Genomic DNA, 19,562 nt, shown 5'->3' with positions numbered 1-19,562 from the left:
GGGCCACCCCCCTTACGCGTCGAGCGGGTACTGCACCCCGGACAGAGCGGCCCAGGTGGTCACTCCTGAGCTGCTGATCAGGCGCAGTTGCCCCGACGTCTGTGCGTCGAGCTTGATGTCGACGCCGCCGGCAGCGATCGGTAGGGACGTGAGTGCGGCCGGCCGGTAGCCCGCCGGCAGCACCGAGGCGAGCAGGTTTCCGCTGTTGGGGATCGAGCCGGACGTCGCCCAAGACACGCCGCCCCGGAGCTGGAGGAACGGCACGCCGGCGATCGTGATGCGCCTGTACCGCACGATGCCCTGTGCGTTGCCGTTGTTGCTGAAGCCCGAGGCGAGCGTTACCGCGGTCCACCCGACCGACGGTTCGAGCGGTTGCCACGTCGTACCGTCCCACCGGTCAAGGCCGGTGCCGTTGTCGCGGTACTGGCCCGGGTAGGCGCCGGCGAAGCTGAGCCCCCACCCACGCGGGATGATCCCGCCGTACGCCGCGGTGTACCGCCGGCGGTCGGCGAGTGCCGAGTTCCATGTGATCCCGCCGGTTCCGGCCGAGGCGCCGGCCGGAACGGTGATATCCCACAGGCGCAGCGCGCCGGCCGGGATCGTCGGTGCGGTCGGTGTCGCGGTCGCTGGCCCTTGGACGATTTCAACGGTGACCGTGGTCTGCTCGCTGGTGTCGTACAGCCCGTCGCGCACCCGCAGCACCACGGAGTCGATGCGGTTGAACTGCGCGTGCCCGTCGGCGAGGGTGAGCGTTTCGGGGCTCGTGACTGCCACGGGGTAGGCGCCTTGGGCCGTGGTCCCTTGCACGATGGCGCGGCCGGTGCCGATCTGTACCTGCATGGTGCCGACGCCGGTCGCGGCGAGAGGGTTTCCGCCGGCGATCACACCGTCGCGGCTCGTCATCGTGGACTCGGGCGCCATCGTCCCGAGGGGGACGAGGCGTGTGTCTTCGCGGGTCTGCCCTGTTGGCAGCAGCCATCCGGCGCGCACGGTCACAGGGCGGTCACCTCCTTACCAGTAGGCCGAGCGCCACCGGATCGAGCACGAGGCGCGTGGGTCGGCCGACCCCGGGGCGGCGCGGAACGTGAGCGCGGTCGTGCCGGGGGCGAGGGTGAACGTGTTCTCTGGGACCGAGCGGGCGGTCGCGGTGTAGAGCCGGCTTGCGGTGCGGTTGAGCGTCACCGTGCCGGCCGCGGTATCGACGAGCAGCGTGTCGTCGGCGGCGAGCTCGATGTCGTATTCGAGGGTGTCGCCGGTACGGAGATTGGTGATCGAGGGCAGTTCCACCGGTCCGCGGAAGGTGATCAGCGGGTGCGTGATGGCGTCGCCCTCGTTGAGGGTGGCGACGGTGCCGGTACTGCCGGGCTCGCCGAAGACGAGCGGGTACGCGAGGTGCTCGGGCCCGGGGTCGAGGTGCCAGTCGAGGCCGGCCTCGGCCATGGGCAGTTGCGTCTCGACCTGCTGCTCGACGAGTCCGTACCGGCGCGGGTCGGATGCCTCCCACTGGATGGCGGCGCCGGTGATCGTGCCGACCCGGTAACCGAGACCGACGGGAACCGCACGGCGCAGAACGCGGGCGCCGACGAGCAGCGGCCCGCGGTCGTCGAGCCACACCACGAGCGGCAGCTCGTCGTCGGCGACTGCGGTTGCGGCGTTCAGCGCGCGCAGCGTGGCCCCGATCGTTGCGGCCGGCGCGCGCACGATCACGTCGTCGACGGTGATCGTGCGCGGCTGCGCGAGCAAGCGTCCGGGGTAACTGCCGTGTGCATCGCTCCGGTTGACGCTGCCCGAGTCGAGGGCGGGAAGTTCCTCCCAGCCTGAAAGGGTGCGCCACCGGAACGGGGTACCGGGGCCGAGCAGCAGCTCGTCGCCGTACTGAATGTGTCCGGGGGCGGTGACGCGGTCGCCCGCGGCCATGTCTTACCCCCTTTGCTTCATGTGCCAGGCGAGCGCGGCGGCGTTCTGCTCGGGAGTGCCGGTGTCCGCGGCGTGCCAGTGCTCGATACGGACAGTTGGGCCGGCCGGTGCGGTAAGGCCGAGCGCGCCCGGTGATCCGTACGCCGAGGCACCGGCCAGTGCGGGGGCGGGCATGCGGGGGGAGGGGATGAGTGTGCGCATGGTGCGGTCGACCGCCCCCTGCCCGGAGCGAATGCCCTTGACCACGCCGGCGGGAATCCAGCGGCCTACATCGCGCGCCATGACGCGGGATGGTGAACTAATTCCGAGTGCCTTCGCGATCGGCCCCGGGATCATGTTTTTGGCGAAAGAGATCAGTTTTCCCTTTAGCCACGATCCCATGTTCTTGACGCCGTTATACAAACCGCGGATCAGATCCGCGCCCTTGTCGTACAGCATCGTGCCGAAGTTGCCGAAATATCCGACAACCTTTCCGGGCAGTCCGCGCACGAATGCGAGCATTTCGCCCGCTTTCCTTGCCGTTCCCTCCTTGATCGACTGCCAATGCTTGATAATGAGCCCGATCAAAGTGAAATTCAGGAAGAAGGAAACGAGCTTGCCCGGGATGCTTCGGACGAACTGAACCGTTGCGTCCCAGACTCGTCTAGTTCCTGCCTTGATTGAATCCCAATGCTTGATGATCAGGCCAACCAAAGTGAAGTTGAGGAAGAAAGCGACGAGCTTTTCGCCAACCCACTTGATCTTTTCCCAAACCCAATTCCATGCCGCGAGAGTGGCGTTCTTTATCGCGTCCCAATTGGACACGACGAGCGCGACGAGGCCGACAACAGCGGCGATCACAAAAGCAACCGGGCCCATGGCGATCAGCCAGGCAGCGGCCATGCGCGCCGCCTGTATGGACGACTGCGCGCCCATGAGCACCCACGCGCCCACCACCCGTAGCGCGGTGCCACCAGCGGCTACGCCTTGCGCTACCCAGCCGGCGACGATCACCGCGTTTGTGGCGACGAATCGCGCTGCCGCGGTGACGCCGGCCGCGGTCTGCGTGGCCCAGCTCGTCACCGTGGCGACCGACGTCGTGTACGCCTGCACCCCGAGGGCGATAAGGGCCGGCAGCATGACGGCGGTGATGATGCCGGCGACGATGCCGAACGCGACGCCGTGCTCGGAGACGAACGCGGCGCCGGTACCGAAGGCAGAGCCAACGGCGACCGCGCCATCGGCCGCAGCCGATAGGGCCGGTACAACGTGGTTCCCCACTACGCTCACGAAGCCGTGCTCAAGGGTGCGGGTGAACTCCGTGACGCGCGTCGATGCGTTATCCCGCATCGTGTCGCCGGCCTTCTTCGCTGCCCCGTCGACCTTGCCGAGCGATGCAACGGCGGTCGAGGGGTCGAGGGAGAAAAGCGCGCCGGCGAGGTCCTCGGCCTGCGTGCCCAGCAAGGCAACCGCGAGGCGCGAGCGTTCCGTCGGGTCCTTTACCGCCCGTAGGCGGTCCATCAATGTATCGAGTGCCGCATTGGCGGTCGGCCCACCCTTGGTGAAAGCCGCGGCCATTTCATCGGCGTTCAGTCCAATGGACTTGAGCGCGTCGGCCGCCTCACCCGACTTGATGCGGATGTTAAGTTCTTTGAACGCGTCCGCGACGATATCGGCGTCTCGGGCACCAGCAGTGAGCCCCTGCTGAATGAGGCCCATTGCCTGCTGTCCCGACATTCCCATGTCGCGAAACTGCGTCGAATACTCGTTGAAAGTATCGAGCAGATCCTCGGACTTATTCAGGCCGTTCTGCGTGCCCTTTACGAGAATGTCGAATGCCTCTTCGGCGTTCTTGGCCATTCCCGTTTTGAGCATCTGGCCGACCGCGGCCGAGGTGGGCCCGACCTCCTCGCCCATGATCTGTGCGACCTGCGAGAGCCGGCCGCCGATCTTTTCGAGCTCTTTCTGCGTCGCATCCGCGGGTACGAGGCCCTGCTGCCACAAGGACTTGAGAGCCTCGTTCGCGTCGGCGACTGAGTCTGTGTACCCCTTGCTGTAGAGAGAGCCGGCCGCCTGGCCGAGCCGCTTTGCCTGTGCCGGGTCGGCGCCGAGCTGCGCGGCGAGCAGGCTGTTCGACTTCTGCTCGTCGAGCGCCTTACTGACGCCGCCCAGCAGGGCCGCGCCGACGGTCGCGCCGACGGCGGCCCATCCGAACGCGCTCAGCTTGTCGCGCAGTCCACCGGCGGCCTGCTCGGCTCCGTCCTCGGCTCCGTCGGCGAGACCTTCGCCGAGCTGCTGTCCGGCGCGGTCGCCGGCGCGGGCGGCCTCGGCGGTGATGGACTCGGCCGCGGCGACGACGCTCGCCTCGGCGCGCGCGAGGCCCCGCTCGGCCTGGCGGTCGTCGACGTCGATCGTCGCGAGCAGTTCGGCCACGGTGAGCGCCACAGCAGATCACCCCCCGTCGGTCGGGCCGGCCGGTAGGCCGGTGATTGCTGCGATCTCCGCCGGGTTGTCGACCTCGCGCGGCGTGCGGGCCCACGCGCGGGCGAACCGGGCCTCGGCCGGCAGGCCGGCGACGAGGACGAGGAAACGGCGGGTAGAGAGGGCGGCGAGCTGCGCGGCGTCGAGGCCGTACTCGCGGGCGAGGTCCGCCTCGACCGCGGGCCAGTGCGTTAGGACCGCGCGCCAGAACGCGCCGGCGTCTTGCCCTTCTTCTTGCTCGCCCGACGGGCTGCTCGGTTCGGGGCCGGCGCCACTTTTCCCTCCTTGGCCGCTTCCTGCTCGTCGTGCAGCTCGGCGGCGCGCTGCATGGTCATCGAGCCGGGCTTGCGCACGTTGGCGGCGGAGTAGATCAGCACGACGCCGAGCTGCCGGTCGGTCATGCCGTGTTCGGCCCACGTGTCGAGGGCGCCCTCGCCGAAGAGGGTCGCGAGCATGGCGCGCACGTCGTCGGGGTCGGAGCTGTGCTGAACCTGCTCCATCTTGAGCGTGAACAGCAGCGGCAGGGAGTCGGGCAGGGTGTACTCGCGCCCGTACAGGGTGAACGTCACCCGGGGGCGGGCGGGCGCCTGCTCGGCGAAGAACGCATCGAAGTCTGCGGACTCGACCTCGACGAGCTGCTCGGGGACCTCGGTCACGCGTCACCCCCCGTCTTGCTCGCGAGCGTCGCCGGGGTCGTCCCGCCGGATACCGCGGCCGACGTCGGCTTGCCGCTCCTGGTGATCGTCGCCGACCAACTCGTCTTGTCGTTGGTCTCGCCGCCCTGCTCACCCGGGGTCACGGTGGCGTCCCAGATCACCCACTGTGTCTGGCTCTTGTGGCGCCACCGCACCTTGTTGTGCGAGTCGATGCCAAGTCGGTTCGCCCAGACTTCATCGACGTACGCCTGCCCGACGTCGCGCGTCTTGGTGGTGGGGTCGATGCGGTACTGCCCCTCGATTTCGAGGGTGGCGCCCCGCTGCATCACGTCCTGTTCGTAATAGCCCTCGCTGTCGAACGCGGTCGTCTCGGCGGTCTCCTCGTTCTCCCCCGGGTTGTGGGTGAACGAGGTAAGGCCAGCGATCGGGAGCCACGTTTCGGGGCTGGTCACGGTGGCGTCGAGGACCTCGAACAGCCAACCGCGGGCGTCAATGGGCCGACTGTTCGCGGCCATGGGAGCACCTCCTAGTCGGGTCGGTGGGTGGTGGGGTTGGCCACGTCGAGGCGGACGTTCACCGTGTGCTCGTGCCGGCCCGAGGCGTCGGTGCCGATCGGGGCCGGCGCCTGTGCGGCGGCGAGCACGAGCCATGAGCCGTCGGGGAGTTCGAGGCCGGCGAGTCCGTGAAGGGCGCCGTACAGGGCCTCGGCGCGGCGGCGCGAGGTGCGCGGGTCCGCGGTGCCGCGCACGCGCACCTGTAGTGATCGGGTGTCGTAGCCGTTGCGGGCGTCCTGCTCGCCGGCCCCGTAGAGCCACAGGCCGACTACCTCGGCCGGCTCGGGCGGCAACGTCTCGACGAACGTGTCGCCGCTCGTGCCGGTGGGGTCGTAGGTGAGCAGCCCGAGCTCGTCGAGGTAGCGGGCGACGCCGTCGAGCAGGTCAGCCACGCATCGCCCGTCGGACCTCGGCGGCGATCAACTCGCCGATGGCGCCGGCCTCGCGGTTGGCCGGGTCCTCAAGGAACTTCGCCTTACGGCCCGGGGAGTGCCGGGCGGTGAGGTCCTCGTGCACGCGCGCGGCGTACGGGGTGTCGTAGCTGACGCCGGCGACGAGGTCGCGCTCGTCGACGGTGGCGGTACCGGAGCGTTCGAGGGTGCCCTCGGCGATCGGGACCTCGGTTCGGGACTCGGCGAGCAGGTGCTCGGCGCCGAGTCGCAGTCCGCGCGCGGCGCCGGCGCGGGCGCGGCCGAGGACTGCGTCGCCGTTCCAGCGGATGCGGGTACGGGCACGGCTCACTCGCAACTCACCTCCGTACAGGCAGGCACCGGGAGGCCCGGGGCGGTGTGGTGGGCGACGGTGAGCGCGGTCGCGGTGCGGCCGTCGGGCAGCGTCACGCGCGAGCCGGGCGGACAGTCGAGCCCGGGGCCGGCGATGAACGTCGCCGCCGCGGTGACCTCGCGACCGTCCGGTGCGCGCACCAGGCGCGGCGAGGGGTCGACGAGGGCCGGCACGTCCTCGACCGCCGGCCGGTAGGTGGGCCCGTACGCGGAGTCGCCGGCGTACGGCTCGATGCGGATGCGGTGGCGCAGCAGGACCTCGGGGACGCGGGTCACCATGGGAACACCTGCCCCGGGGTGAGGCCGGCCCGTCGCAGCGCGCGCTCGGCGCGGGGGGCCAGGTCGACGCCGGCCGTCGCTGTTGCGCGCCGGCCGCGCCCGGACAGGCTTACGGGCCCGATCGATACCGAGTCCCACTGTCCGCCTGCGCCGGTGCCGTCGTCGCCGGCGGCGAGTTGGTACTCGACCTGTGCACACGTGGCACTGCTCAGCGCGGCTCGCACGTCTGGGTCGAGCGGGTCGCCGTCCTCGTCGACCGCGTATACGGCGGTGAGCAGGGCCGAGTCGATGTCCTCGCCGGCCCGTGCGAGCAGCCGCTCGGCGTCCGCCGGTGTGGGCCGGCCGAGCCATGCGGCGAGCTGCTCGGGGGTGGCGTAGGGCTGTCGGGCCACGATCACCCCCTCGGCTTGCCGCGGGCAGCAGAACGGGCCGTCGGCTTCTTCGCCGGCGGCCCGTCTGTCTGCTCGTCTTCCGTTGTCTGCTGCTCGTCCTCGTCGTCCGAAGGATCGTTTCCGCGGTGGTAGCGGCGAAGCATCATCACGCCGCACCCTTCGTCTTGAGCACGACGATTCCCTCGTCGTCGAGTCGGTGCGTCGCGTAGTGCACGTTGGTCGTGACGACCGTGGTGCGCGCGAGGATGTCGCGGTCTGTCTCGACGATGGGCCGGCGCTTGTAGAGCAGGCCGAGGGCGCCACGCCGGATGAGCAGCGCGTTGTACGTGATGTCGGCCCCGGTCCCCGCGGTGGTGACGCGGTCGGAAACGTAGATGTTCACGCCGCCCACCTGACCGATCACGCCGCGCGGGATCACGGCGCCGGCGCCGAGCTTGTCGGCGCTGATGAAGTTCGGATCACGCAGCAGGGCGGCACGCTGCACAGAGTGAATGACCAGACCGGCCATGTTCTCCGGGTCCCACTCGTCCCCGAAGCGCTCGATGCCGGAAACCATGACGTTCCACGACAGGGCGCTCGTCGAGGCGTCCACGGTGATCACGCCGGGGGCCTCGGCCGCGGCGGTCAGATCCTTGTCGATCTTCCGCGCGATCAGTACGCCGAGCTGCCGCTGCGTCTCGGCGTAGGGGTCGCCGAACGCGACAAGCCTCGACTTGTCGGTGAGCTCGACCGCCTTGCCGGCCTCCTTGATCGTCGCCTCGCTGCCGGGGTTCGTGCCGAGCTGCTCGGGCGTCATCGGCGTGCCCTCGGTCAGGTCCTCAGCCTCACCAAGCGAGGTCCACTTCGGAAAGCTGACGCTGTCGCCGGGCTTACCTTCGAGGGTGTTGTCGTCGACTGCGAGCGTGCCCAGGATGAGCGCGCCTTTGAACTTCGCCTGCACCATGTCGGCCCAGACGTCCGGCACGATCATCTGTGCCGCGGTGGTCTTTCCTGCGGGCATCGGCTGCCCTCCTTACTCGCTTGCGGCGGACAGCCGCGCGTACAGATCGGGGTCGGACTGGTGGAGCTCGACGCGCTGCGCGTAGGTCATGCGGGCGAACTGCTCGGGGGTGACCGTCTGCGGGGTGCCCGGGGTGAAGTCGGCGCCCCCCTTGGGCGGGGCCGGCGCGGTGCCCTCGGCGCGCAGCAGCGGGTTTGCCTCGACCGCCGCGGCGATCACGGTGTCGAGCTGCTCGGCGAACTTGGGGTCGGTCGGGTCGAGGGCGGCGAGCTGCTTCTCGACCGTGCGGGAGTCGAGCAGCCGCGCGGGGTCGGCGCCGGCCTTGTGCGCGGCCTGGTGGGCGGCGAGCTCGACGCGGAGCTGCCGGGCCTCGGCGAGCGCGGCGTCGCGCTCGGTGGCGGCCTGCTCGGCGAGCTTGGCCGGGTCCTGCTCGCCGGCCGCGCCGCTCGGGTCCAGCACACTGCGCAGTGCGGCGAGCAGCTCGTCGCGCTCGGCCTGTGCGCGCTGCGCTGCCTGCTCGGCCTCGGTGGCGCGCTGCTCGGCCGCCGGGTCGACCGCGGGGGCCGGCGCCGCGGGAGCGGCCGGCGCGGGCGGTGCCGGGGGCGTCGGTGCCGGGGCCGCGGGCGGGTCGGTCGGGGCCGGGGCGGGGGCCGGCGTCGAGGTGGGTTCAGACATGCGTGATCCGTCCTTGGGCGGTGTGCGGGCATGAAAAAAGGGCCCGCCATCTGGCAGGCCCTTACGGGGTGTTGGAGGTGGCCGAGCGTCTAGTCGGCGGACTCGTCGGGGAGCGGTCGCGCGCCGGCGTACCCGCGGACCCATGCCGAGCGGCGTAGGTCACCAGCGGGGAACGGGCACGAGGTGACCGGGTCACCGTTGCGGCCGGCCTCGGCGCCGGCGTTGATGGCTCGGGCGAGCTCGCCACGACTGCCCACTGCTGCCCCCTCAGAGTCGGTTCTGCTGATCATCGCGCGACTTGCGCGCGGTGTCCGCGGCGGCGTTCCGCACGCCGGTGATCTGCTCTGTGTACTCGGCAAGCGTAAGGCGCGGGTGATCCTGCCACCACCGAATCAGGTCCTCACTCGCGCGGGCGTACGCGACGTGCGCGGGCCCGGTGAACAAGGTCGCCGGGTCGACGCCGGCCGCGCGCGCCTTGCGGTTGAGGAGATAGCCGTTCGTAGCGTCCTCGGCGGCGAGGTACTGCGCCCACACGTGTTCGCGGTACATCTCGCGTATCTGCGCGCGGGTGTAGGCGGTGCGCTGCTGCTCGGCCTCGTACTCACGCTCGGCGATCCATCGCTCGGCGGCGGTCATTCCGGCGTACGGGTCCTCGTCGAGGGCGAGTGACCCCCACTCGTCGGGCGTCTCGGCCGGCGCGAGTGCCTCGTCGATGGCGGCCCGGTCGGCGAGTTGCCCCTCGATGGTGTGCGCGCCGGCGGCCTCGGGAAGCGGGGCCGGCGGGTACCGGCGGTCGAGCTCGTCGGCGATCCGCTCGACGTCCTCGGGCGTCGCGTACCGGATCGCCCACCCGAGGACGTCGTCGCCGATGGTGGACAGGTCCGCGGCGAGCCGGCCGCCGGGGAAGACCTCGGCCAGCAGCCGGCGCCGGTTGGCCTCGGCGGCGATCTCGGCGCGCTCGGCCTCGTCGACGTTGCGGGCCCGTGCGGCGAGCTCGCGGTCGGATAGCCCGATCAGGTCGCGGCGCGCGGCCGGCAGGGCGGCGTCGACGTCGCGCCGGTCGAGCTCGGCCACGACGCGCAGCAACTCGTCGTCGCCCAGGTGCCCGATCGCGTGGGCGAGCTCGTCGTCGCTGAACTGCGTAAGCGGCTCGGCGAGCCGGCCGTTCGGGCGCAGCCGGGCGAGCAACTCGGCCGTATCGCGCCGGTCAGCCTCGCTGCGGATGCGGTCGAGGTCGCGCTGATCGAGGACACCGGGCCGGATGGCGGCGCCGAGCTGCTCGTCGGTGAGCTCGGGCAGCGTGCGCTCGTCGCCGGCGCGCACGCGCGCGGCCTCGAACACGTCCGAGCCGGGGCCGGCCGGTGTGCCGGGCCGGCCGGCGGTGCCACTGTCCGGGGGGAGGTTGCCGGCGCCGAGCTGCTCGCGCTCGCGCCGGCGGATGAGCTCGGGATGGTCGGCGAGGTGTCCGCGCATCCGTCCCTGCCACGCGCGCACGCGGGCCTCGGCCGCGCGCTTGGCCTCGGGTGTGAGGGCGGCGGCTGAACGCTTCTTCCACTTCCTGATGTTGCGCTCGATGGCGCGCTGCTTCTGTGTCGCCTCGTACCCGTCGGGGTCCTCGGACGCGTCCTCGGGGACGCGGGTCACACCAGGGAGGTAGGCGGCGACGGAGTGCCGGCAGTTGGGATGCTGAAAGCCCCTGGCGCGCGCCTCGTTGAGCGAGCCGACCACGTGCACGCGCACGGTGCGGTCGTCCTCGATGGCGTGCTCGACGGTGACCTCGCGCGGCCCGTCGGGGCCGTCGATCGACAGCACCTTGCCCTCGAACGGCTTGCAGAGCGGGCACTCGTGCGGGGCGTTGGAGACGATGACGAGGCCGAGGCCGGCCGCGCGCAGTCGGTCGGTGTGCCCCTCGACCGCGGCTCGCCCCAGGGCGGTGCGGGTGGCCATCTCGGCGTAGCTCGTCATCTGCCACGCGCGCCCGGAGCGGTCGACAAACGATCGAAAGCCGCGGTCGGCGAACCGCTCCATAGCGCGCTGCGTGGCCTGGCGGCGGGTGTCGATGCCGAGCAGCGGCGTTGCCGCTACCTCGGCGATCACCTGCCTGTACCCGTCCTCGACGCCGCGGAGAATGCCGCGGTGCGTCTCGGTGACGAGGTCGACCGTTTCCTGCGCGAGCCGGTCGACGGCGCGCGTCGCCGGCGTCGTCTCGGCGATCCGCCGGGCGTCGTCGTCGCCCAGGGCGCCAAGCTCGGCGAGGCCAGCCTGCGCCCCGACGTTGTACGCCTCGGCGATCACGTCCCACACCTCAAGGTCGAGGGCGGTCGAGAGCGAGTCGACGACCTGCTGCGCCGCGCGCCGTAGCGGCTGGATATCGGCGAGCTTGGCCACGGCCCACCCCGGGGCGTCGTACCCGTCGGCGAGCTGCCGGGCGATGATTCCGAGCAACCGCTGCTCGGCGTCCTCGTACAGGCTGCGGACGCCGGCGGACAGGTCCTCGACGAGGCCGGGGTGAATCGGCACGGCGCCCCCCTCCTTATGTCAGGCGAGGGCGCCGGCCTGCATGGGGTCGGGCACGGCGGCGCCAGTCTCGACGAGGATGCGGTCGACCTCGGCCCGCACGGCGTCGTCGTCCCAATCGGGGTGCAGGATGCGCACGCGCGTGTCGACGCTCGCGGCCTGTGCTTGGGTGAGCAGCGACAGGGTTTGAGCGACGCTGGTCGGGTCCTCGCTCACTCCGTCGCCGAACGCCACTCGGGGCCGCTCGACGACGAGCGAGGGAGTGAACAGGTGGCGGTCGAGCATGAGCGCCACGTGCAGGATGTCGGCGAGGGCCGGCGCCCAGTAACGCGACTTCTTCTCGCGTGTGGTCATGCTGCGCCGCATCCGGGCCTTGACCTCGGTCGCGGTCACGGCGCCCTGATCGTCCATGCCGAACGTGGCCGGTGAGTAGCCGGCGGACTGTACGGCCTGGCGCACGATCGCGTCGGACGTCGTCTGATGTTCGGCGACTCTGATCGCGAACTGCGACAGGGTGATGCCGGCGCCCTCGGTGGGCGGGATGGACAGGGCGGCCCAGATTTCCCGGTCGTCGTCGAATGAGGCGCCGCGGCCGGGGCCGTGGTCGCGTAGGTAGGCGTCCGGGACGATCAGCCGCGCGCGGGCGAGCCTGATGTCGCGCAGCCAACTCGACCATGTCTCGTCGAGTGCGTCCATGAGGTCATGCAGGGGTGCGTCGTAGTCGGAGCGTCCGAACGGTGAGCCGCGGTGGCGGCGGTTGGGCAACGCGTTGGGCACGTACGCCGCGGTGAGCGCGTCAACGCCGGTGGTGATGGTGTCGCCCTCGGCGTCGAGGGAGTCGACGAGGCCGGCCGTATCGGGGTGCTCGGTGAGCGGCACGCGGGTGCCGATGCGGTCGGACGTCCCCTGATACAGGGCGTGGACGATGCGCCCGCGCTCGTGCCGTTCGAGGTGGCGCCATACGGTGTCGTCGTCGCTGCCGGGCAGCTCGCGCCAGAACGTCACGGCGCGCAGCGTCCCGTACGAGAACTCGGGCAGCGCCTTGTCGGGATGCATGACAGTGATCAGCGGACGGGCGGCAAGCTCGGAATCCCAGGTAACCCGGAGGAAGGTTCCGCCGAGGGCGGCCCCGACCTCGGCAGCCTCAAGCAGGGTGTTTGCCAGTCCGCCGGCCTCGGCGATGTCTTCGAGCCGGCCCTGTGTGCCGGTGTCGGCCACGGTGAACGTGAAGGGCTCGGCGAACAGCAGCTCGGCCGAGGCGCTCGCGATGTCGCCGGCGAGGGGAATGTGCAGCCGGCCGTCGTCACCCTTGGTCCGATCCGCTGTGCGGTGCCGTGCCCACAGCCGGCGCCGGCCGTCGCTGCGCCGCTGCCGCTCGGTGCGGTAGACCTCGGCGAGCCGGCGCCGGTCGCCCGAGTACCACGCGTCATTGACGGTGATCTCCCGGTACAGGCTGGACAGGTGAGGCGGCGGCCACGGGGCGCCGTTCTCAGGCAGGGACACGCGTCACCCCCTGTCTGCGTCGAGCTCGCTCGCGCGCCGCGGCGCGGCACTTGCGGCACTTCCGGGTGCCGTTGCCGGCCCGGTAGGTGTTGGCTCGGTCGAATGCGTGACCTCGGATGCAGGCGGTTTGCCGCGCCCGCGTGGCGGCGTGCGACTCGCCTCGCAGCACGTTGGTTCGCTGCGTCACGGCGTCGAGGTGGTCGGGGTTGACGCACCCGCGGTTGCGGCACAGATGGTCAATCACGAGGCCCTCGGCTATCGGCCCGACCATGGCCTCGTACGCGACGCGGTGCGCGTACTGGCGCTCGCCGGCGATCGAGATGCGGGCGTAGCCGTTCGGCATCAGGTAGCCGGTCCACTGCCAGCAGCCGGCGGGGGTGTCGACGACGCGCGCGAGGAAACGGTCGGTCCAGTCGGCAGACATGCCTCACCCCCCTTCGGCACGCGTGCGGCCCTGAGCGCCATCACTGGGCGGCCGGGCGGTGGTTGGGGGACTAGGCGGCGAGGGTCAGCAGGTGGCGCCACTCGTGCGCGGTGCTGTGCAGCACGTAGCGGGCGGCGTCGACCGAGTGATCGTTCGCCTTGATCGGCTGGTCTTCACCGCGGGCGGCGGCCTCTTCCGACCACGCGTACTCGGGCAGCTCGTCGAGCAGCCCCTCGCATGAGCGATGGATGAGCAGCAGGCCGGCGTCGAGCGCGTTCGACATGCTGCGGATGCCGTCGAGCACGCTGTTATCGGCCCGCGCGACCCGGGGGTGCCCATCGGCCCAGAGCTGCGCCGAAAAGCTCGTCGCGCTCGGGTCCACGAACGTCCACTCGGGTTCGACGCCGAGCTTGGCCAACCAGCCGCGGACGGCGGCGCTGTACTGCGCGTCGGTCATCTGCCGATGCCGCGCGCGGGAGTCGTACCGCCACTCGGCACAGGCGTACAGCCGGTCGTCGTCGCCGAGGCCGAGCAGCACCGCGGAGAAAGGCGCGGTCGTGCCGTAGTCGATGCCGAGCCAGTGCCGGCGCATGGCCGGCAGCTCGTCGACGACGTGCCGCTGCTCGTCGTACATGTCGTAGATCGCGCCCTCGGCGACCACCCATGCCCCGTCGATCATGCGCCGGCGCCAGAGACCGGTGTACTCGGCGGACAGGGCGGTGACGTAGGCCGGCGAAAGCGAGGGGTTGTCGGCGAGGCGGAAGTGCCATTCGGCGAGGTCCAGCTCGCCGGCCCGGTCAAGGTAGCCCTTACGCAGCCAATGCCGGGGCGAGTCGGGGTTCGTGGTGCACAGCAGCCGCGCCCCCGGTACGGACAGTCGCGCGAGCAACTGCACGAAGAACGGCTCGGGTACGAGGGTGGCCTCGTCGACGTAGGCCAGGCAGGCAGTCGCGCCGCGCAGCCGGCCCTCGGCGCGCGCATCGCTCGCGCCGATCAGGTGCACGGTGCGGCCGAGGATCGTTGCGACGGTCGCGCCGCGGGTGTGCCGGATCTCCGAGGCGACGTCCGCCCCGAACAGCTCGGGGTCGGACAGCGGCTCGATGATGTTGCGCTCGATCGTCTGCAAGCTTCGCCCGCACAGCAGGATCAACCCGGTTGCCGGCGCACGCCGGATCGACAGCAGGAACGCCAGCAACGAGGCCACGGTCTTTCCCGACCGCACGCTGCCGTGCCATATCGAGATACGGGCGGTGAACGACTCACGGATCGAGCGCAGTTGCTTGTCGGACAGGGGGAGCGGCGCGGGCATCACACCCCCTCGCGGTCACCCCCGCTCGGCCCGATCAGGGCATCGGCGAGGCGGTCGAGCATCGAGGCGCCGGCGCTGCCGGTACTGGTCTGGCGGGTGAGCTCGGAAACGCGGGCGTGTACCTCGGTGAGCGCGCGGGCGGCGGTGGCCCGGTCGCGTGCGTCGCGGGCGGACTCGGCGCCGCCGGCCTGCTCGACCTGGCGCAGCGCGCCGTCGAGGGCCTCGTCGGCGAGCAGCTCGCGGCGCGCGGCAGCATCGGCTCGGCGAGCCTCGGTGGCCGCGGCGACGCGGGCGCCCCCGGCGAAGGTGAGCCCTTCCTCGCGAGCGATCTTGCTCACGGTGGCGGCGCTGCGCCCGATGCTTCGGGCGATCTGGTTACGAGACTTGCCCTCGGCGTGCAGCCGGCGAACTGCCGCGCGGTCCTTCTCTCGGATCGGCTCGGCCATGGCGTCACCTCCCCGCGGACATGCGAACGCCCCGCCGCGGAGGGGATGCGGCGGGACGTGGTGAGGGTCGTTGTTTCCGGGCACGCCGGAGGCACCCCCAACATTAGGTCACAGATCGATAACGACGCAAGCCTGTTCGGGTCGGCCGGCGAGATACCCTGTGCGCAGCCGCGGACCGGCGGGCGGTTTGCTCGCCCATGGTCCGGTCCGGCGGCGAGGGTCGGCTCGACGGTGGAGAACGGCGAGCCGGCCCGTTACGCCTCGCCCTCGGTCGCCGCCTTGTGCTCCCGGATGATGCGTGCCGTGTACGTGGGTGCGACGTCCAGCTCGCGCGCGATCTCCGCCGCGTTCATGCCTTGCTGTTCGTGCGCCTTGATGATCACGCGCGGTGTGGCTGCCTCGGCGAGCTTGTACGCGCGCCGGATGCGTCCCACCTCGGCGAGTGTCAACTCGTCGGCCGCGCGATCGGCGTCGTGCGTGGCTGCCACGTCGCGCGCGAGGGCGGCGCGCTCCGCGGTCTCCCGCTCCCGTGCCGCCCGTTCCTCGTCCTCGTACGCGACAACGGCGGTAAGCAGGCTTGCGACGAGCCGGCCGCGCGGCGAGTTGGCCCCGAATGCCTTCTCGATCGCGCGCTGCTGCTCGGCGAGCGACCGCTGCTCGGTGCCGTTGCCCGGCGGCTGCTTGCGGCGGTATGTGGCGGCGCGCTGCTCGTTGCCCTTGCTGCTCACGGTGTGCTCTCCAGTCGAAAAGGGCCCGCCCCGGGGGTCCGGGGCGGGCGGGGATGGTCAGGCGAAGAGTGCGCCCTGCTCGTCGAGCAGTCCGTCGAGCACCTGCTGCCCGGCGGTGAACCACTCCTCGCGCCACGTCCCGACGACGTCCTCGACGCGCGGCTGCTCGCCGGCCTCGTCCTCCATGTCGGCGCCGCACTCCTCGTAGAAGTGGCGGCGCCACTCGGCCTTGCCCTTGGGGGAGTCCTCAACGTACCGGCCCACCCAATCGCAGTCGGCGCACTCGATCGGCCGCTCGGCGTCGACCGCGTACCCGCACTGCTCGCTCAGCCGCTCCTGATCGAACGCGGCGACCGCAGAGCGCAGCGACTCGCACGGCTTGCAGACGCGGGTGTTCTTCGGGGTGGCCTCGCCGAGCTGCTTACCGCAGTAGGCGACCGACTCGCCCTCGGCCTCGATGAGGTAGTGCCCCGCGGCGGTGGCGCTGCGGGCGGTGGCCAGCAGGCGCACCTCGGGACGCAGCACACGCGACCGCAGAACGGCCGCCCCGCGCGTGCAGGTCTGACAGATCGGCCCCTCGCCGGCCTCGTCGAGCGGGGCCAGGTTGCAGGCCGAGGTGCGGCAGATGGTGAAGGGGGCACCCTCAACCATGATGCCGAAGTGCTGCGTAGCGGTGCGGGCGGCGGCGAAGGTGACGAGGTCCATGGGGTTTGCTCCCGTGGTAGTGGGTGGTGCCGGTTGGAGACCCGGCGGAACGAGGTTCACACTACCGAGGATGAACCGAGTTCACAAGTAGAGTGGTGAACTCGGTTCATCCTTACGGGTGGGCGCTACGCGAACAACTGCCCCTGCTCGACGTCGTCGCCGAGGTCGAACAGCGCATCGCCGGCCGGCGCCTGCTCGGCCTTGATCCACCCCGCACGCCAGGTGCCGGCGACCTCGGCCGCGGGCTCGTCGACGCCCTGCTCGCCGACGCTGGCCTCGGTCTGCTCGGGCTGCTTCTCGCCCGTCCAGTAGCACCAGTGGCACCCCTTGCCCGAGCACTCCGGGCAACGGTCCTCAGCCGGTACGGCGTTGCACTTCTCGCAGGTGTCGACCTGCTGCTCGTCGTCACGGTGCTCGACACACAGCAGGTCCCACAGGTACAGCGGGTCGCCGGCCGGCGCGTCCTCCTCGACGTTCATCTCGGCGGCCCGGTTGGCGGCCTGAACAGCGCAGTCGAACGCCTCGACACATCCCTCGTCGCTGAACACGCCGGCTTCCTGGTTGGGCTGCTTGCGGGCGCACGTGGTGATCGGGTCGCCGGACACGTCCGGGCGAACGGCAATCCGGTGCAGACACTCGGGCGCGGCCGGCTCGATAGCGGCCGGGGCCGGCTCGACCGCGGCGGCCGTCGTCTGCGGAGCGGGCGCGGCGGCCTCGGCCGGACGGTGCGCGAAGACACACTGCGAGCTGCGCAGCATGGGCTCGACGGTCCACCCTGCCCGCTCGAACCGCATCGCCAGGATTTCAAGGCACGTGCCGTTCACCGGCTCGTCGTGGCGGACGATGCGCCCCCCTTCCAGCCAGTAGGCGGCAACGCGCCCGCCCCCGCGCGGGTCAAGCATGAACCCGCGCACCTCGACCTCGGCCTCGGTCGGCTCGGTCACGTCGTGGTGATCGGTGAGCGCGGCCGGCTTGAGCTGAGCGAGCGCGGCGCGCGCGGCGACCACGTCGGGGTGAGTGGAGTTGCTCGGGGTGCTGCCCTCGGTGACGCCGGCGTGCTCGACGACGACGCCCTCGACGACGCGCTGCTCGGCGGCGAGGGGGGCGCCGAGCTCCCGCGCGAGCTGCTCGGCGAGGTCGACAGATGCGGCGTACTTCCCGTTGCCCAGCGTCCGAGGGTCTGTGGTGAACGTGTGCAGCTCGCCGTGCGCGGTCGTGATGGCGCCCGGCCACGCGTCGACGAGGAACCCGACGACCTGCTCGCGCTCGATCACGAGCACGTCGCCGTCGCGGATGTGGTCGCGGCACTGTGTTGCGTTGTACGCCTCGCCGGTGGAGTGGAACCGGTGCACGATCGGGCCGGCGGCGCGGGCCTCGGCGTGCTCACGGTTGAGTCGTGCCGCGGTCGCCTCGGCGTCGCTCTGCTCGGTCTGCTCGATCACCCACTCAACGGTGTACGTGTCCATCACGCCGTACTCGTCGCCGAGCTCGTGCACGACGTATCGCTGCTCGACGTCCTGCTCGGCCTCGGCGCGCTCGGCGTCGACCTGCTCGACGGTCTCGGCGAAGGCGACCGCGGCGGCGGCGAGGGGGGACTCGGCGGCGAGGCGCTGCGCCTCGGCTCGCTTCTCGGCCGCGCGGTGGCAGGGGGTGCACAGCTCGTGCCCCTTGTCGAGCAGGGCGACCGCTTCCGAGGCGTCGAGGTACTGCTCGATCGCCCGTCCACACAGGGTGTCGTCGTTCCCGGGCGAGTAGTGGACGCGCTTACCGCGGCGTCCGGCGGCGGCGTACCTGATGCCGGTCTGCTCGGTGAGCGTCTGCTGATCCATGGGGTTTGCTCCCTTGGGGTTGTTGGCGTGGTGCCGGTTGGAGACCCGGCGGGGTGGGGGCCGCCCGGGTGGGCGGCCCCCGAGGGGAGGTCAGGCGAGGTGGGCGGCCCGGACGATCACGACGAGCCACTCAGCGGGCATCGAGTCGCACACCTGCCATTGGTTGTCGTCGCCGAGGTTCACGAACGGGCCCTCGGCGGCGTCGTAGGTGTTGCAGCCGCCGCACTGGCACGTCGGGTCAAACGGCTGCGGACGGGCCGTGTACTGGTCGTTGTGGTACTCGACGCGGCCGAACAGGTCGGCGATGCCGAGGACGAGGTCGCCGTCGGCGACGTCCCGGGCGAACACGACCTCGGCGAGGGCGAGGTCGACGAGCAGCGGCGCGTGATCCTCGTCGCTCGGGTAGGGCGGCAGCTCAATTCGGTTGGTGCGCATGGGGTTTGCTCCCTTGCTCGGTGGTGCCGGTTGGAGGCCCGGCGGAACGAGGTTCACCGTAGTTGAAATGAACTGAGTTCACAAGTGTTGACGTGAACTCAGTTCATCTCTTGCGGGCGGGAGTTGCCCGGCACCCCACCCTGGGGCCGGCCCTACGCCGCGGCCGGCCCCACCGCCCCGGGCTGCTCACCGGCGGCCAGGACTGCGACGAGGGCGAGCAGGTCGGCCCACTCCCACACGCGCCGGCCGTACCGGTCGACGTCCACGGGCGCCGGGCACTCGGCCCCGGTCGAGCACGTCACGGTCGGCGCCTGCTCGGGCCCGGTGTGCAGAGAGAGCTCGCCGGCGCACCACGGGCACGGGCGATCCGGCAGGGGGGTGTGCCGCTCGTCGAGGCCGAGGGCGCGCAGCAGCCGGCCCTCGACGCTCCGGGCGGTGCGCCGTGCCTCGTGCAGCAGATACTCGGGCAGGGCGCCGAACGGGGCAGCGACGAGGGCGCCGTGCTCGTCGAGCTCGGGCTCGGTGTCCTCGTCGAGCGCGCGCCCCTCGACCCACACGCACGCGAAGTGCAGCCCGTGCGCGCGGCTCCCCGGACCGCGGTCAGTGGCAGGGCGCCACAGGCGAGGGTCGTCGCCGGCGGCCTGCTGGACGGCGGCGGCGAGGGTGTCGGCGAGGGCGAACACCTGCCGCTCGATGGCGAGGCCGGCGTCGAGCGCGCCGAGGTTGAGCGGGGCGGGGTGCTCGCGCAACACCAGGGGCGCGCGGTCCTCGACGACGAGCTGCTCGTCGTCGCCGGCGCGCATAGTGTGCGCGAGCTGCCGCGGGGGCCACACATCGGCCGGCGGGGTCTCGATGGCGAGCAGCAGCTCGCCCCACAGCTCCCGGACGGTGCGCAGCGCGTCGGCAGTCTCGCGACGGGCAATGGCGGCGGGCGTCATCGGTGGTGCTCCC

22 protein-coding genes are annotated in these 19,562 nt (G+C 71.4%); all 22 read right to left on the bottom strand.

Annotation, left to right across the window (positions count from 1 at the left end):
* Nucleotides 1-12: 12 nt before the first annotated feature.
* Entirely contained in the window at nt 13-996 is a 984-nt protein-coding gene (locus VE614_RS19080; RefSeq protein WP_324938108.1) for a hypothetical protein, read from the bottom strand.
* 15 nt (nt 997-1,011) lie between these two features.
* Nucleotides 1,012-1,917 (bottom strand): phage distal tail protein, encoded by a 906-nt coding sequence (locus tag VE614_RS19075; protein ID WP_324938105.1) that lies wholly within the window; start codon nt 1,915-1,917, stop codon nt 1,012-1,014.
* Between the two features lie 3 nt (nt 1,918-1,920).
* On the bottom strand, nt 1,921-4,341 hold the full coding sequence (locus tag VE614_RS19070) for a phage tail tape measure protein (RefSeq protein ID WP_324938102.1): 2,421 nt from the start codon (nt 4,339-4,341) through the stop codon (nt 1,921-1,923).
* Nucleotides 4,342-4,568: 227 nt separating this feature from the next.
* Nucleotides 4,569-5,033 carry a hypothetical protein gene (locus tag VE614_RS19065; protein WP_324938099.1) on the bottom strand — a complete coding sequence of 155 codons (465 nt, stop codon included), beginning with the start codon at nt 5,031-5,033 and terminating at the stop codon, nt 4,569-4,571.
* Complete coding sequence (locus VE614_RS19060) at nt 5,030-5,548, bottom strand: phage tail tube protein (protein ID WP_324938097.1); 519 nt, start codon at nt 5,546-5,548, stop codon at nt 5,030-5,032. Before VE614_RS19060 ends, VE614_RS19065 begins: the two co-directional genes overlap by 4 nt.
* Before the next feature lie 11 nt (nt 5,549-5,559).
* On the bottom strand, nt 5,560-5,979 hold the full coding sequence (locus VE614_RS19055) for a minor capsid protein (RefSeq protein WP_324938094.1): 420 nt from the start codon (nt 5,977-5,979) through the stop codon (nt 5,560-5,562).
* Entirely contained in the window at nt 5,972-6,328 is a 357-nt protein-coding gene (locus VE614_RS19050) for a hypothetical protein (RefSeq protein WP_324938091.1), read from the bottom strand. The genes VE614_RS19055 and VE614_RS19050 overlap by 8 nt, the downstream gene beginning before the upstream one ends.
* Nucleotides 6,325-6,648 (bottom strand): hypothetical protein, encoded by a 324-nt coding sequence (locus VE614_RS19045; RefSeq protein ID WP_324938089.1) that lies wholly within the window; start codon nt 6,646-6,648, stop codon nt 6,325-6,327. Before VE614_RS19045 ends, VE614_RS19050 begins: the two co-directional genes overlap by 4 nt.
* The gene (locus tag VE614_RS19040) at nt 6,642-7,040 is read right to left on the bottom strand and encodes a hypothetical protein (protein WP_324938087.1); all 399 of its coding nucleotides are present in this window, start codon (nt 7,038-7,040) and stop codon (nt 6,642-6,644) included. Before VE614_RS19040 ends, VE614_RS19045 begins: the two co-directional genes overlap by 7 nt.
* A gap of 145 nt (nt 7,041-7,185) precedes the next feature.
* Nucleotides 7,186-8,040, bottom strand: a complete 855-nt coding sequence (locus VE614_RS19035) for a N4-gp56 family major capsid protein (RefSeq protein WP_324938084.1) — start codon at nt 8,038-8,040, stop codon at nt 7,186-7,188.
* 12 nt (nt 8,041-8,052) lie between these two features.
* Entirely contained in the window at nt 8,053-8,715 is a 663-nt protein-coding gene (locus VE614_RS19030) for a hypothetical protein (protein WP_324938082.1), read from the bottom strand.
* 89 nt (nt 8,716-8,804) lie between these two features.
* Complete coding sequence (locus tag VE614_RS19025) at nt 8,805-9,005, bottom strand: Rmf/CrpP fold protein (RefSeq protein ID WP_324938080.1); 201 nt, start codon at nt 9,003-9,005, stop codon at nt 8,805-8,807.
* Nucleotides 8,983-11,235, bottom strand: a complete 2,253-nt coding sequence (locus VE614_RS19020) for a phage minor capsid protein (RefSeq protein WP_324938078.1) — start codon at nt 11,233-11,235, stop codon at nt 8,983-8,985. Before VE614_RS19020 ends, VE614_RS19025 begins: the two co-directional genes overlap by 23 nt.
* Nucleotides 11,236-11,253: 18 nt before the next feature.
* Nucleotides 11,254-12,735, bottom strand: coding sequence for a phage portal protein (locus VE614_RS19015; RefSeq protein WP_324938076.1), 1,482 nt, complete (start codon nt 12,733-12,735; stop codon nt 11,254-11,256).
* Nucleotides 12,722-13,159 carry an HNH endonuclease signature motif containing protein gene (locus VE614_RS19010; RefSeq protein ID WP_324938074.1) on the bottom strand — a complete coding sequence of 146 codons (438 nt, stop codon included), beginning with the start codon at nt 13,157-13,159 and terminating at the stop codon, nt 12,722-12,724. Before VE614_RS19010 ends, VE614_RS19015 begins: the two co-directional genes overlap by 14 nt.
* Before the next feature lie 70 nt (nt 13,160-13,229).
* Entirely contained in the window at nt 13,230-14,468 is a 1,239-nt protein-coding gene (locus VE614_RS19005) for a PBSX family phage terminase large subunit (RefSeq protein ID WP_324938072.1), read from the bottom strand.
* On the bottom strand, nt 14,468-14,914 hold the full coding sequence (locus VE614_RS19000; RefSeq protein ID WP_324938070.1) for a helix-turn-helix domain-containing protein: 447 nt from the start codon (nt 14,912-14,914) through the stop codon (nt 14,468-14,470). The genes VE614_RS19005 and VE614_RS19000 overlap by 1 nt, the downstream gene beginning before the upstream one ends.
* A gap of 254 nt (nt 14,915-15,168) precedes the next feature.
* Entirely contained in the window at nt 15,169-15,642 is a 474-nt protein-coding gene (locus VE614_RS18995; RefSeq protein WP_324938068.1) for a hypothetical protein, read from the bottom strand.
* A gap of 57 nt (nt 15,643-15,699) precedes the next feature.
* On the bottom strand, nt 15,700-16,347 hold the full coding sequence (locus tag VE614_RS18990) for a hypothetical protein (RefSeq protein ID WP_324938066.1): 648 nt from the start codon (nt 16,345-16,347) through the stop codon (nt 15,700-15,702).
* 125 nt (nt 16,348-16,472) lie between these two features.
* On the bottom strand, nt 16,473-18,176 hold the full coding sequence (locus VE614_RS18985; RefSeq protein WP_324938064.1) for a hypothetical protein: 1,704 nt from the start codon (nt 18,174-18,176) through the stop codon (nt 16,473-16,475).
* Between the two features lie 90 nt (nt 18,177-18,266).
* Complete coding sequence (locus VE614_RS18980) at nt 18,267-18,611, bottom strand: hypothetical protein (RefSeq protein WP_324938062.1); 345 nt, start codon at nt 18,609-18,611, stop codon at nt 18,267-18,269.
* 152 nt (nt 18,612-18,763) lie between these two features.
* Nucleotides 18,764-19,549 carry a hypothetical protein gene (locus tag VE614_RS18975; RefSeq protein ID WP_324938060.1) on the bottom strand — a complete coding sequence of 262 codons (786 nt, stop codon included), beginning with the start codon at nt 19,547-19,549 and terminating at the stop codon, nt 18,764-18,766.
* Between the last annotated feature and the right edge of the window lie 13 nt (nt 19,550-19,562).

This window comes from Streptomyces sp. (assembly GCF_035645055.1).
Lineage (GTDB): Bacteria > Actinomycetota > Actinomycetes > Streptomycetales > Streptomycetaceae > Streptomyces.
This window is presented reverse-complemented; position numbering and strand designations above follow the sequence as displayed.

What these genes read in the sequence shown, in the direction of transcription:
- VE614_RS19060 (WP_324938097.1), bottom strand. Translation starts at nt 5,548, where the DNA reads ATGGCCGCGAACAGTCGGCCCATTGACGCCCGCGGTTGGCTGTTCGAG.
- VE614_RS19010 (WP_324938074.1), bottom strand. Translation starts at nt 13,159, where the DNA reads ATGTCTGCCGACTGGACCGACCGTTTCCTCGCGCGCGTCGTCGACACC.
- VE614_RS18980 (WP_324938062.1), bottom strand. Translation starts at nt 18,611, where the DNA reads ATGCGCACCAACCGAATTGAGCTGCCGCCCTACCCGAGCGACGAGGAT.
- VE614_RS18990 (WP_324938066.1), bottom strand. Translation starts at nt 16,347, where the DNA reads ATGGACCTCGTCACCTTCGCCGCCGCCCGCACCGCTACGCAGCACTTC.
- VE614_RS18985 (WP_324938064.1), bottom strand. Translation starts at nt 18,176, where the DNA reads ATGGATCAGCAGACGCTCACCGAGCAGACCGGCATCAGGTACGCCGCC.
- VE614_RS19075 (WP_324938105.1), bottom strand. Translation starts at nt 1,917, where the DNA reads ATGGCCGCGGGCGACCGCGTCACCGCCCCCGGACACATTCAGTACGGC.
- VE614_RS19025 (WP_324938080.1), bottom strand. Translation starts at nt 9,005, where the DNA reads ATGATCAGCAGAACCGACTCTGAGGGGGCAGCAGTGGGCAGTCGTGGC.
- VE614_RS19030 (WP_324938082.1), bottom strand. Translation starts at nt 8,715, where the DNA reads ATGTCTGAACCCACCTCGACGCCGGCCCCCGCCCCGGCCCCGACCGAC.
- VE614_RS19005 (WP_324938072.1), bottom strand. Translation starts at nt 14,468, where the DNA reads ATGCCCGCGCCGCTCCCCCTGTCCGACAAGCAACTGCGCTCGATCCGT.
- VE614_RS19000 (WP_324938070.1), bottom strand. Translation starts at nt 14,914, where the DNA reads ATGGCCGAGCCGATCCGAGAGAAGGACCGCGCGGCAGTTCGCCGGCTG.
- VE614_RS18975 (WP_324938060.1), bottom strand. Translation starts at nt 19,549, where the DNA reads ATGACGCCCGCCGCCATTGCCCGTCGCGAGACTGCCGACGCGCTGCGC.
- VE614_RS19035 (WP_324938084.1), bottom strand. Translation starts at nt 8,040, where the DNA reads ATGCCCGCAGGAAAGACCACCGCGGCACAGATGATCGTGCCGGACGTC.
- VE614_RS19045 (WP_324938089.1), bottom strand. Translation starts at nt 6,648, where the DNA reads ATGGTGACCCGCGTCCCCGAGGTCCTGCTGCGCCACCGCATCCGCATC.